Here is a 13,282-nt window from a genome sequence, read left to right as displayed (position 1 = left end):
ACGTCTTCCAGAAACCAGACAGCGCCGAGCGGTGCGGTCGCCCGACGATCGAAGGACAGGGTTTGAGGTCACCCAGAAGCCAGGCAGGCGGCGGAGCGCGCATCGGCGCGGTCTGGCTGACGTCCCTGTTGGGTCTGGCGTGCTGGGCCGGCGCCGGGGCGGTGCGGGCCGAGCCCAAGGCCCAGGTGCGCGGCGAGGCGACGGGCGAACTGAGGCAGCAGCTGCAACTGGCCATCGGCGAGGCCGACGGGCCGCCGTCCAACCGGTTCGAGGCGCGACGGCGGGCCCGAAGCGCGGTGGAGGCGGCGACGGCCCTGCTGCGATCGGAAGGCTTCTATCAGCCGACGGTCGAGGATCAGGTCGAGGGCGAGGACAATCCGGTCGCCATCGTCGAGGTGATTCCGGGGCCGCGCTTCCTGCTGACCGAACCCGCCATTCGCTGGGCCGCGCCGGAGCCGGGGGCCGAGGCCGCCGAGGCGGTGCGGGGCGAGATCGGGCTGAAGGCGGGGGAACCGGGCCGGGCCGTCGACGTCATCGCCGCCGAGGGGCGGATCATCGCGGGGCTGACGCGCCGGGGCTATGCGGACGCCAGGGCGGAGCCGCGCCGGGTGGTGGTCGACCACGCCGCCTTCACCGTCGCCCCGACCTACAACATCGCCTCCGGCCGGCTGGTGCGGCTGGATGGGGTGCGGCTGGAGACCGCCGGGCCGACCAATCCGGACTGGGTGGCGGGCCTGGCGCCCTGGGCGGAAGGCGACGTGTTCGACCCCGAGCAGGTGGCCGAGCTGGAGCGACGGCTGACCGAGACCGGCATCTATGACAGCGTGTCCGTGGCCCTGGCCCCGGCGGACCAGACCCTGGCGGACGGCAATCGTCCGGTGGTGGTCAGCCTGGCGGATCGATCGCGGCGCCTGCTGGAAGTGGGGGCCAGTTGGTCCACCGCCGAGGGGACGGGTCTGGACGCCGTCTGGACCTGGCGCAACCGCTTCGGCCGCGCCGACACCCTGGCCTTCGAGTTCCGGGTCGCGGACATCGACAGCCGCATCGGCGCGGATCTGTCTCTGCCGCACTGGCGCAAGCCCGGACGGACGCTGAAGCTGTCCACGGCGGTGGTGAACGAGGACACCGACGCCTATCTGCGCACGGCCTTCACGGCGGCGGCGGACCTGCAGCAGCGCATCGGGAGGACCTCCTACTACAGCTATGGCGTGGGGCTGGACGCGGGCCGGTACGAATACACCCGCTTCGATCCGGTGACGGCCATGCCGATCACCTTCGACCGGGACCTGGCCCTGGTGACCCTGAGGGGCGGGGCCTATCTGGACCGGTCCGACGATCCGCTGGATCCGCGCAAGGGCTATCGCCTGACCCTGAATGTCCAGCCAACGGCCGTGACGGGCGAGGACAACATCCTGTTCCTGCGGACCGAGGCCCAGGGCACGACCTACATCCCCCTGACGGATGGCGGCGGGACGGTGTTCGCAGGCCGGTTGAGGCTGGGGTCGATCATCGGCGGGAACGAACTGAGCGTGCCGTCGGACCGGCTGTTCTATTCGGGCGGCGGCGGTTCGGTGCGGGGCTATGAGTATCAGGCGGTCTCGCCGCGTCTGCCCGACGGCACGCCGCGCGGGGGCCTGTCGCTGTTTGAGGCCTCGCTGGAGGTGCGGCGCGACATCGGCAAGAGCTTCGGGGCGGTAGCCTTTCTGGACGCCGGCGCCGTGGGCTTCCAGGAGACGCCCAATCTGAACAACACCCGGTATGCGGTCGGGGTGGGGGCCCGGTACAAGCTGCCGTTCGGACCGGTGCGCGCCGACATCGCCATGCCGTTGAACAAGCGTGACGGCGACGCCGCCTTCCAGGTCTACATCAGCATAGGTCAGGCGTTTTGAGCGACGACCCGACCCCGCAAGATGAGACGCCCGAAGCGCCCGCCGCTGACACGCCCGCGAAGGCCGCGCGGCGCAAGCGGACGCGGCTGCAGACGATCGGCTTCGTCCTGGGCTGCGTCCTCGGCGGCCTGGTCGCCCTGCTGCTGGTCGGGCTGATCGGCGGGCGGACCTATCTGCTGTCCGATTCCGGGCGCGGCCTGGTGACCAGCTTCGTCGCCGGCAAGAAGATCAGCCGCTACGGCCGGATCAATGTCGAGGGGCTGAGAGGTGACCTGTTCGACGACTTCACCCTGGACCGGGTGACGATCACCGATCGGAACGGGGTGTGGCTGGAGGCGCGCAACGTGCGCGTGGACTGGTCCTACCTGCCCCTGCTGACGCGGCGGTTCCATGCCGAGACGATCAGCGCCGACGTGATCCGCCTGATCCGGCGGCCCGAGATCGATCCGCCGGACGGCCGTCCGCCCAGCCCCCAGCCGATCGATGTCGACATCGACCGGTTTCAGGCGCGCGTCGAACTGCTGGAGGGGTTCTCAAAGGAATACGGCCGCTGGGACCTGGGCGGGGCGGTGGAAATGCCGCGGCGGGGGGCCAAGACCGCGACCCTGGACGCCGCCAGCCTGAACCGGCCGGGCGACTTTCTGAAACTGGCGGCGACGTTCGGCGGCAAGCTGGATGATCTGAGGGTCGACCTGCGGGCCAATGAGGCGCGGGGCGGGCCGCTGGCGGGGGCGATGGGCTATTCGCCGGATCGCCCGTTTTCGGCGGTGGCCCTGGTGAACGGCGAGGTCATCAACGCCGTGGTGCGGACCGGCGACTTCGTCCCCCTGTCGGTGCAGGGGCGGTACGGCAAGGCCGGGGCGCGGGTGTCCGGCTATGCCGACTTCAGCGGATCGGACCTGTTCAAGCCCTTCATCGACCGCATCGGCCGCACGGCGCGATTCGGTTTCGCCGCCGTGCCGGATCGGCGCGAGGGCTTCCAGGGCGTGGCCTGGCGGCTGTACGCCGACAATGTCGAAAGCCATGCGATGGGCGTGCTGAAGGTCTCGGACCGGTCGGCGCCGGACGGCATCAGGCTGGAGATCGCCACGCCCAATCTGAGCCGGCTGGCGGGAACGACGGTCGGCGGGGCGACGTCCTGGACCGGGGTGTTCGAGGGCGGGCCGGAAAGCTTCACCCTGAAAGGGCAGGCGGCGATGGCGGACGCCCATCTGGCCAGCTATCGCGCCCAGAGGATCGCCGGACCGCTGAACGCCGGGTGGCGGGACGGTCGGCTGACGCTGGACGCCGACATTCGCGGTGCGGGCGGCCGCGCCGAGGGCATCGTCGGCGCCCTGTTGGGCGCGACGCCGCATGTGGTGCTGAGCGCGGCGAGAGAGAAGGACGGCGCGATCCTGGTCCGCCGGATCGACGCCACCGGACAGGCGCTGAAGGCCACGGGCTCCGGCGGCAGGAACCTGCTGGGCGGACTGAACTTCCGGGGCAATGCGGCCGTGACCGACGTCGGCCGCATCCGGCCGGGCGCGCGCGGGACGTTCGGCGGACCGATCACGGCGTCCAGCCCCCGGGCGGGGGCGCCCTGGGCCCTGAGGTTCGACGGGCGCGGAAACGGTCTGCGGGTCGGGATGGAGGAGCTGGATCGTCTGCTGGGCCAGACGCCGCGCCTGCAACTGGCGGGCGGGCTGGACGACGGGCGGATCGCGGTGGAGACGGCGCGCCTGACCGGCGCGGCGGGCCGGGCCGACGCCAAGGGCCTGATCGAGGCGGACGGCCGGTTGCGGCTGGCGCTGGACTGGGATGCGCGCGGGCCGTTCGGCGTCGGCCCGGTGGCCATAGACGGGGCCATGACCGGCGAAGGCGCCCTGACCGGCACCCTGGCCGAGCCGCGCGCCGACCTGACGGCCGCCTTCGACAAGGTGGCGGCGGGGCCGCTGACCCTGACGCAGACGAATCTGGTGCTGAGCTTCCGCAAGGGCGCCGACGCCTCCGACGGACGGATCGTCGTCACTTCGGGGTCGAACTACGGACCGGCGCGGGCGGCGGGGAACTTCTTCCTGGGCGGACCGGCGATCCGGCTGAGCGAGGTCGATCTGGATGCGGGCGGGGTGAAGGCGCAGGGGGCGATCGCCCTGTCGAACCAGATCCCATCCAGCGCCGACCTGGCGTTCAGCGTCCGGCCCGGCGCCTTCTTCGCCTCGGGCAGCGCCGAGGGGCGGGTGCAGCTGACGGACGGGGGCGGGCCGGAGGCGGCGGTGCTGGACCTGACCGCGCGCAACCTGCGGCTGGCGGGGGCGGACTGGGTGGTGCGGAGCCTGGACGTGGACGGCCGGGGCACGCTGGACCGGTTGCCGATGACGCTGGCGGTGGACGTCGGCGGGCCGAATCCGGTGCAGTTCAACGGCTCGGGCGTCTATGCCCGCGCGGACGAGAACCACAGCCTGACCCTGAGAGGCGGCGGACGGGTGCGCGAGGTCGCCTTCACCACCCGCAGTCCGGCTGTGCTGGCCATGGCAGGCGACGGCAAGGTGGCGCGGCTGGACCTGACCGTCGGCGGCGGGGTCCTGACCGGCGAAGCGCGGCTGGACGACGCGGTGGCGGCGATCGACGCCAATCTGACCGCCGTCGATCTGGGGTCGATCGTGCAGGACATCCGCGGTCAGGTGACGGGCCGGGTCGCCCTGCGCGGCCAGGGCGAGCAGCTGACAGGGTCGGCCAATGTGGCGCTCAGCCAGCTGCGCAGTCTGGACGGGCCGCGCGGCCTGGCCGTGGACGGGACGATCGAGGCGACGCTGGACGACGACACCCTGAGAATCCGCGCCCAGGCGGATGACGACGGCAATGTGCGGGCGGCGGCCGATCTGACCCTGCCGGTCGAGGCCTCGGCGGCGCCGCTGAGGCTGGCCGTCGCGCGGACGCGCAACATGTCGGGCCAGGTTTCGATCGCCGGCCAGATCCAGCCGATCTGGGACCTGTTCCTGGGCGGAGAGCGGTCGCTGGCCGGGCAGGTGGACGGGCAGGCGCGGCTGGGCGGCAGCCTGGCGGACCCGCGCATCGACGGCACCCTGACGGTCAAGGACGGGTCGTTCCGCGACACGGCCACGGGCCTGAGGCTGAATGCGCTGAACCTAGACAGCCGGTTCGACGGCACCACGGCCCTGATCCAGAGCTTCGCGGCCAATGACGGCGCCGGCGGCACGGTCAGCGGCGACGGGCGGATCGGCCTGCGCGAGGGGTCGGGTTCGAACTTCGAGCTGGAGCTGAGACGGTTCCGCATCATCGACAATGACCTGGCCGAGGCGCGGGCGTCCGGCCCGATCACCGTGGTGCGGGGGACGGACGGCAATATCCAGCTGACCGGCCGGATCGACGTCGACGAGGCGCGGATACAGGCCAATCCGCCGGGATCGAACGGGGTGGTGTCGATGGACGTCATCGAGATCAACAAACCGGGCGGCGACCTCCCCGAAGAAGACCAGACCCGACAGCGCGGTCCCCAGTTCGGTCTGGACATCCAGCTGCGCTCGCCGGGCGGCGACGTGCGGGTGGTCGGGCGCGGGCTGAATGTCGAGCTGAACGTCAATGCGCGGGTCAGCGGCACCATCGCCCAGCCGCAGCTGACCGGGACGGCGCGGGTCGTGCGCGGCGACTATGAGTTCGCGGGCAAGCGGTTCGTGTTCGACGACCGGGGCACGGTTAGCCTGTCGACCGATCCGAACCTGATCCGGCTGAACCTGACGGCCGTGCGGGAGGATCCGGCCCTGACCGCGACGATCAACGTCACCGGCACGGCGGTGTCGCCCAAGATCGAGCTGACCTCCAGTCCGCAGCTGCCGCAGGACGAGATCCTTTCCCAGGTGCTGTTCGGGCGGTCGGCGTCCCAGCTGTCCGGCTTCGAGGCGGCGCAGCTGGCGGCCGGGGTGGCGGCCCTGGCGGGCGGCGGCGGCTTCGACGTGATCGGGAATCTGAGGGAGCTGGCGGGGCTGGACCGGCTGTCGTTCGGCGGCGAGGCCTCGGCCCTGACGGTGGCGGGCGGCCGCTACATCACCGACGACGTCTATCTGGAGATCATCGGCGGCGGCGAGGGCGGGGCGGCGGTCAATGTCGAGTGGCAGGTGCGCCGCAACCTGGCGATCAGCTCAAAGTTCGGCGGGACCGGCGACGCCACCCTGTCGATCCGCTGGCGGCGCGCCTCACGCCCGCCGGGGGCGCGGGGACCCGACAACCGGCCGAACGCGAACCAGAGGCGGGAGTAGGGCGCTTAGGCAGCCTCTCGCGCCGGGATGCCGATGCAGGCTTGGGGCTCCGGACGCTGGGGGCTGCCCAAGACCGGAAGGTGCGGAAGCGAAGGCAAGGGATCACAACGCGCACAATGGTCATCACGACGAACACGACGACGGCGGTGAGAGAGCGGTTGCCGTCGTGCCCGTTGTGGCTTTCGTCATGTGCTTTGTGATGAACCCGGGCGCGTGATGGTCTGGGCGGACCCGGAGCCCGGCTTGCGCCGGGTCGGTTCGCGGTGTGGAGTGTGACGATCCGGAGGGGGATCAGATCACGTCGAGGACTCGATCCACCGGACGGCCGATGCGGGCGCCTTTGGGCGTTTCGACGATGGGGCGTTCGATCAGGATGGGGTCGGCGACGGCGGCGGCGAGGATGTCGTCGTCGGAGGCGTTGCGGGCGATCAGGGCCTTGGCGGCCTCCTCTTTGGTTCGCAGCAGACCGCGCAGGCCGAGGCCCGTGGCGGCGGCCAGACGCCGAAGCGTCGCCGGGTCCCAGCCGGTCTTCAGATATTCGACCACCTCGGGCTCGACGCCCTGGTCCCGCAGCAGGGCCAGGGCGTTGCGCGAGGTGGAGCAGCGCGGGTTGTGATAGAGGACGACCGCCATCAGCGGGCGGCGGACATCTGAATGTCGTCCAGCCGCTTCATGCCGCGCAGGCCCGCGACATGCAGAACGGCCTGGATGACCAGGGTCACCAGCGACAGGACGATCTGCCACATCGGCGTGGGGGGAACGCCGGCCGCAGCCACGGCGTCGGCCATCAGCGGCGTGGCCAGGGTGCCCACGAAGCCGAGGGCGATCAGGGCCAGGAACAGCCAGGCGATGAATTTCTTCGGGTCGCGCCACTGGATAAGGGCGAAGACCAGTTGCACCACGGTCAGGCCGACGCCGAGCCAGATGCCCGCCTGGGCGCCGGCCGCCGCTGCGGCGGCCAGTTCGTCGGCGATCATGAACGACCAGATGATTCCGACGATCCCCGCCACGACGCCGATGAAGATGGAGACGGCGCTGGAGCGCGCGGCCTTCTGGGCCTCGGCCTCGCTGGTGATCGGGGCGGTCGGGTTCATCGCGTTCAGCCAGGCGCTCATGGGTTCCTCCTCCAGATGAGACCGCCAGCCTAGAGGGCGGCGGCGCAAACGAGAACCCCCGACCGGCCCTCGGCGCCCCACCTTCACCTTTCGACCGGAGGCGTCTAGGTTCCCGGCGATGCGGATTTCAGTTCCCGACCAGGCCGTGCTGGACCATGTGGCGGCGCGGCGTCTGTCGATCATCAGGCGGGCGCGCGACTGGTCCGACCAGAACTCGGGCAGCCGCAACACCGCCGGGCTGATGACCGTGCTGGCGGCGCTGGAGGGAGAGGTGGCGGCCGCCCTGCCGCACGCCCTGGCCGAACGGGTCACGACCGCCGATTCGGTCAGCGTCGGCGACGACGGATCGACGCGCGCCGAGACCTATGCCCCCGCCCTGCGGATTTCGGTGCGGCCGGAGGCGGCGATCCAGGTCGTGCTGACCGGCCACTATGACACCGTCTATCCGGCCGAGAGCCGGTTCCAGGTCGTGCGCGACCGGGCCGACGGCGCCCTGAACGGGCCGGGGATCGCCGACATGAAGGGCGGGATCAGCGTCATGCTGGCGGCGCTGGAGGCGTTCGAGACCCATCCTGAAAAGGCGGGCGTCGGCTGGACGGTGCTGTTGAGCCCGGACGAGGAGATCGGCTCGCCGGGGTCGGCGCCCCTGCTGGCGCATCTGGGCGCGCGGGGGCATCTGGGCCTGACCTATGAGCCGGCGCTGGCGGACGGGACCCTGGCCGGGGCGAGGAAGGGCAGCGGCAATTTCCACCTGATCGTCTCGGGTCAGGCCGCCCATGCGGGCCGCGCCTTCGAGGAGGGACGCAATGCGGTGGCCGGGGCGGCGATGATCGCGGCGGCCCTGCACGGGCTGAACGGCCAGAGGGACGGGGTGACGGTCAATGTGGCGCGCATCGCCGGGGGCGGTCCGCTGAACGTCGTGGCCGACAATGCGGTGGTGCGGTTCAATGTGCGCGTGCCGGACGCGGCGTCCGCCGACTGGATCATGGAGAAGATCGGCGAGATCACGGCCGGGCCGCCGTTCGAGGGGTTGAGCCTGGATCTGCACGGCGGAATGACGCGTGCGCCCAAGCCGATGGACAAGGCCCAGACCGCCCTGTTCGAGGCGGTGAAGACGGCCGGCGCCCTGCTGGGTCAGGAGATCGCCTGGAAGCCGTCGGGCGGGGTGTGCGAGGGCAACAACCTGCATGCGGCGGGTCTGCCCAATATCGACACCCTGGGGGTGCGCGGCGGCGACATCCATTCCGAGGCCGAGTTCGCCTGGCCCGACAGTTTCGTCGAGCGGGCGCAGCTGTCGGCCCTGATCCTGTGCAAGGTCGCGTCGGGCGAGATCGACGCGGCGAAGCTGAAGCAGTTGCGTATGGAGTCGATGTGATGAGAGCGGCGGACAGCAATCCTCCCCCAACGGGGGAGGGGGACCGCGAAGCGGTGGAGGGGGCTGTTCGCGCCATCCGTCGTCCGGCCTGCCCCCTCCGTCTCCTCGCCCGGCTCGGAGCCACCTCCCCCTGCGGGGGAGGATTTGTCGAAAGCGGTCTCTGATGCTGGTCGTTCGTCCCGCCGGTCCCGGGGACCTGGATCATCTGCTGGAGCTGGCCATCCTGTCGGGGCCCGGGTTCACCAGCCTGCCGGAGGACCCGGACGCCCTGGCGGATCGGCTGGAACTGAGCAGGGCCAGCTTCACCGGCCAGGCCCAGGTCCAGGACGCCTGGTACACCCTGATGCTGGAGGAGACCGACACCGGCGACATCGACGGCATCGGCTCGGTGAAGGCGACGGTGGGGCTGAAGCGGCCCTTCTTCAGCTTTCGCGTGGTGAACAACGCCCAGTCGTCGCCGTCGCTGGATATCCGGCTGGAGCATCAGACCCTGGTGCTGGTCAATGAATGCACGGGCTGGACCGAGGTGGGCTCGCTGTTTCTGAAGGCGGACCGGAGGAAGGGCGGGGCGGGGCGGTTGTTGTCCCAGTCGCGCTACATGCTGATCGGCGCCCAGCCGGACCTGTTCGCCGATACGGTGCTGGCCGAACTGCGCGGGGTGTTCACGCCGGACGGGGCCTGTCCGTTCTGGGACCATGTGGCGCACAAATTCTTTCCGATGGAATTCGATCAGGCCGACTATATGACCGGCTCGACCGACAAGCAGTTCATCCTGGACCTGGCGCCGCGCCACCCGATCTATGTGAACCTGCTGCCCGAGCCGGCCCGCGCCGTGATCGGCAAGGTGCATCCGCAGGGGGTGCCGGCCATGGCCCTGCTGGAAAGCGAGGGGTTCCGCCCCAACGGTCTGATCGACATCTTCGACGCCGGGCCGACCGTGACCTGCCAGCGGGACAATATCCGCACCGTCCGCGACGCCCGCGCCCTGAAGGTTCAGATCGCGTCCGAGGTGGAGGCGGAACTGCCCGGCCTGATCTCCACCGCCAGCGTCGCCGCGTTTCGGGCCGTTCGCCAGAAGGTCGCCGTCGAGGGCGAGACGGCGGTGATCAACGCCGAGACGGCGGCGGCGCTGAAGGTGAAGGCGGGCGATGTGGTGAGGGTGAAGTCGTGACCAGCTTCTTTCTCCTTCTCCCCTCGGGGGAGAAGGTGGCCCGGCAGGGTCGGATGAGGGGGCTGAATCCGCAGATCCCCATGTCCCTTGTTTATTCCGCTTTCGGCCGCCCCCTCATCCGTCTCGCTTCGCGAGCCACCTTCTCCCCCGAGGGGAGAAGGGGAGTATTGTCATGACCCTGAAATCCATCGACCCCGCCACCGGCCAGGCCGTCTGGGAAGGCGCTGTCTCCACCGGCGATCAGGTCGCCGCCGCCGTGGCGGCCGCGCGCGCCGCTTTTCCCGACTGGGCCGATCGGCCGAGGCAGGACCGGATCGACGCGGTCAGACGCTATCAGGCGATCCTGAAGCGCCGCGCGCCGGAAATCGCCGAGGCGATCTCGAAGGAGACCGGCAAGGCCCTGTGGGAGACGACGGCCGAGCTGGGCGCCATGGCGGGCAAGGTCGACATCTCGATCCGCGCCTATGACGAGCGGACGGGCGAGCGGACCAGCGACACGGCGTTCGGCCGGGCGGTGCTGCGCCACCGGCCGCATGGGGTGGCGGCGGTGCTGGGGCCGTTCAACTTTCCGGGCCACCTGCCCAATGGACATATCGTGCCGGCCCTGCTGGCCGGAGACACGGTGGTGTTCAAGCCGTCGGAGGAAACGCCCTGGACCGGGGCGCTGATGGCCGAATGCCTGGCCGAGGCCGACCTGCCGGAGGGGGTGTTCAACCTGATCCAGGGCGGACGGGATGTCGGCGCGGCCCTGCTGGACCAGCCGATCGACGCCCTGATGTTCACCGGCTCGGGCGCGGCGGGGGCGTACTTCCGGCGCAAGTTCGCCGACGATCCGCACATCATCCTGGCGCTGGAGCTGGGCGGCAACAATCCGCTGGTGGTCTGGGATGCGGCGGACGTGGAGGCCGTGGCCGGGATTGTGGTGCAGTCCGCGTTCGTCACCACCGGCCAGCGGTGCTCCTGCGCGCGGCGGCTGATCGTGCCGGAGGGCGCGGCCGGGGATGCGATCGTTGAGGCGGTCGCGGCCCTGTCGGACCGACTGAATTTCGCGCCGTGGGATTCGACGCCGGAGCCCTATGCCGGGCCGCTGATCTCGGCGGCGGCGGCGCAGGCGGCCTTGCAGGCCCTGCAGCAGCGGATCGACCTGGGGGCGAAGGTGGTGCGCGCCTCGGGCCTGATCGACGGCCTGTCGCCGGCCTTCGTCAAGCCGGCCGTGATCGATGTGACCGGCCTGAACGTGCTGGACGAGGAGATGTTCGCCCCGTTCCTGCAGGTGATCCGAGTCCCCACGTTCGAGGCGGCGATCGCGGCCGCCAATGCGACCAAATACGGCCTGTCGGCCGGGCTGGTCAGCGACGATCCGGCGAACTGGGACCGGTTCGTCAGCCGCATTCGCGCCGGGGTGGTCAACTTCAACCGGCCGACGACCGGGGCGGCGGGCGACATGCCGTTCGGCGGCCTGGGCGCCAGCGGCAACCACCGGCCCAGCGCCTGGTACGCGGCCGACTATTGCGCCTATCCGGTGGCGAGTTTCGAGGCGGGGGCGGTGCGGAATATCGAGGGCGAGATGAGGGGGGTGAGGGGGTGACGTCTCGGCCCCAGAGCTCTCCCTCTAGACTTAGCAGTCAACTCTGGTTGGCGGTCAGGATCTGGCTGGGAGGCCTGATTGGCTTCCTGATCGTGGCGGTCGGTCTTGCGCTGCTTGGTTGGAGCGCAGGGGTGCTTTTTGTCGTCTGGATCACTGTCCAACTGGGCAATGTGCTGGCGTGGGCTTGGGATCTTTTTCAGACCAGACGGATGGTGGCGCTGTCTGTTCTGCTCGGCTTGAGCATCGCCAGCATGGTTGTGGGTCTCATGGCTAGAGGTGAGGTCGAGCGAATGTTGGCTGGTAGCGGGGCGTTCCCTTGGTGACTCTCGCCGTTGAAACCAAGATCTATATGCCGACCCAGAAAGCTCCCCTTCCCCTCGAGGGGGAAGGGGTCGGGGGATGGGGTGGAGGCGCGATGTTGACGGCGACCCCAAGAGACTCCGCCCAGGCGCCACAAGACCGGGTGAACGCGACGACCTCCGAGCACCGCGCTTCCACCCCCACCCAACCCTCCCCCCTCCAGGGGGAGGGCGCGTGAAAGCCATTGAAGCCAACGTGGACGGTCTGATCGGGCCGACGCATTCCTATGCGGGGTTGTCGCCGGGGAATCTGGCGTCGGGGCGCAACAAGGGGGAGGCGTCGAATCCGCGGGCGGCGGTGATCCAGGGGCTGGAGAAGATGAAGGCCCTGGCCGATCTGGGGCTGCCGCAGTTCGTGCTGCCGCCGCAGGAGCGGCCGGATATTCCGTTCCTGAGGTCGCTGGGGTTCGCCGGGAGCGACGCCGCCGTGCTGGAGCGGGCGTGGAAGGAGGCGCCCAGCTTCGCCGCCGCCGCCTGTTCCGCTTCGGCCATGTGGGCGGCCAATGCGGCGACGGTGACGCCCGGCGCCGACAGCGCCGACGGGCGGGTGCATTTCACCCCGGCGAACCTGACCACCAACCTGCATCGCTCGCTGGAGCACCGGCAGACGCAGAGGTCGCTGCGCGCCCTGTTTCCCGACCCGGACCTGTTCGCCGTCCATGACGCCCTGCCGTCCGTCGGCCATCTGGCGGACGAGGGGGCGGCCAATCATGTGCGGCTGTGCGCTGAACACGGGGCGCCGGGAGTCAATCTGATGGTCTGGGGCCGCGAGGCGTTCGAGGCCTGGGACGGGGCGTTTCCCGCGCGCCAGACGCGCGAGGCGTCGGACGCGATCATGCGCCGGCATGAAGCATCGGGTGCGGTCCTGGCGCGGCAGGGGCGGGCGGCCATCGCGGGCGGGACGTTCCACAACGACGTGGTCTGCGTCGGGGCTCTGGACACCCTGTTCTTCCACGAGATGGCGTTCGAGGACACGGCGGCGACCCAGGCGGCGATCCGGGCGGCGGCCAGGGGCTTTGAGCCGGTGTTCGTGGAGGTGTCGGCCGCCGACCTGCCGCTGGGCGACGCCATCGGCAGCTATCTGTTCAACTCCATGCTGATCCAGGTTCCGGGCGAGGATCGGCTGAGCCTGATCTGTCCGGTGGAGACGCAGGAGAACGACCGCAGCCGGGCGGTGGCCGAGGGACTGGTCGCGTCCAACGGCCCGATCGGGGTGGTGCGATATGTGGATGTGCGCCAGTCGATGCGGAACGGCGGCGGGCCGGCCTGTCTGCGTCTGCGCGTCGTGCTGACCGAGGCGGAGCTGGACGCCGTCTATGATCCGATGCGGATGAACGATGACCTGTTCGCCGTCCTGACCGACTGGGCCGGGCGGCACTATCGCGACCGGTTGTTCCCCGCCGACCTGGCCGATCCGGCCCTGTTGATCGAGACGCGCGAGGCGCTGGACAGTCTGGCCGCCATCCTGGATCTGGGCGGCGGTTTTTATCCGTTCCAGCGGGAGGGCTTTTGACGGACCTGACGTTCTCAAC

9 protein-coding genes are annotated in these 13,282 nt (G+C 70.4%); 7 read left to right on the top strand and 2 right to left on the bottom strand.

Going from position 1 to position 13,282, the window contains the following annotated elements; translation table 11 throughout:
* Positions 1-128 precede the first annotated feature (128 nt).
* Positions 129-1,889, top strand: a complete 1,761-nt coding sequence (locus ACO2Q1_RS15595) for an autotransporter assembly complex protein TamA (RefSeq protein WP_423330429.1) — start codon at positions 129-131, stop codon at positions 1,887-1,889.
* On the top strand, positions 1,886-6,142 hold the full coding sequence (locus ACO2Q1_RS15590; RefSeq protein ID WP_423330410.1) for a translocation/assembly module TamB domain-containing protein: 4,257 nt from the start codon (positions 1,886-1,888) through the stop codon (positions 6,140-6,142). Before ACO2Q1_RS15595 ends, ACO2Q1_RS15590 begins: the two co-directional genes overlap by 4 nt.
* A 291-nt stretch (positions 6,143-6,433) precedes the next feature.
* Here the strand turns inward: ACO2Q1_RS15590 and arsC are convergent, their stop codons facing one another.
* A complete protein-coding gene (gene arsC, locus ACO2Q1_RS15585) occupies positions 6,434-6,775 on the bottom strand; it encodes an arsenate reductase (glutaredoxin) (protein ID WP_423330409.1) in 342 nt (113 codons plus the stop codon).
* Positions 6,775-7,257, bottom strand: a complete 483-nt coding sequence (locus tag ACO2Q1_RS15580) for a hypothetical protein (protein ID WP_423330408.1) — start codon at positions 7,255-7,257, stop codon at positions 6,775-6,777. Before ACO2Q1_RS15580 ends, arsC begins: the two co-directional genes overlap by 1 nt.
* 118 nt (positions 7,258-7,375) lie before the next feature.
* Here ACO2Q1_RS15580 and ACO2Q1_RS15575 point away from each other — a divergent pair, with 118 nt between their 5' ends.
* From ACO2Q1_RS15575 to astB, 5 genes are all read left to right on the top strand, one after another.
* Complete coding sequence (locus tag ACO2Q1_RS15575) at positions 7,376-8,632, top strand: hydrolase (RefSeq protein ID WP_423330407.1); 1,257 nt, start codon at positions 7,376-7,378, stop codon at positions 8,630-8,632.
* Positions 8,633-8,795: 163 nt separating this feature from the next.
* A complete protein-coding gene (locus ACO2Q1_RS15570; RefSeq protein ID WP_423330406.1) occupies positions 8,796-9,803 on the top strand; it encodes an arginine N-succinyltransferase in 1,008 nt (335 codons plus the stop codon).
* 172 nt (positions 9,804-9,975) lie between these two features.
* Entirely contained in the window at positions 9,976-11,391 is a 1,416-nt protein-coding gene (astD, locus tag ACO2Q1_RS15565; protein WP_423330405.1) for a succinylglutamate-semialdehyde dehydrogenase, read from the top strand.
* A gap of 47 nt (positions 11,392-11,438) precedes the next feature.
* Positions 11,439-11,714: a hypothetical protein gene (locus tag ACO2Q1_RS15560; RefSeq protein WP_423330404.1), complete on the top strand. Its 276-nt coding sequence runs from the start codon at positions 11,439-11,441 to the stop codon at positions 11,712-11,714.
* A gap of 211 nt (positions 11,715-11,925) precedes the next feature.
* The gene (astB, locus tag ACO2Q1_RS15555; protein ID WP_423330403.1) at positions 11,926-13,263 is read left to right on the top strand and encodes an N-succinylarginine dihydrolase; all 1,338 of its coding nucleotides are present in this window, start codon (positions 11,926-11,928) and stop codon (positions 13,261-13,263) included.
* Positions 13,264-13,282: the final 19 nt, after the last annotated feature.

This window comes from Brevundimonas sp. VNH65, from assembly GCF_049445955.1.
Taxonomy (GTDB): domain Bacteria; phylum Pseudomonadota; class Alphaproteobacteria; order Caulobacterales; family Caulobacteraceae; genus Brevundimonas.
This window is presented reverse-complemented; position numbering and strand designations above follow the sequence as displayed.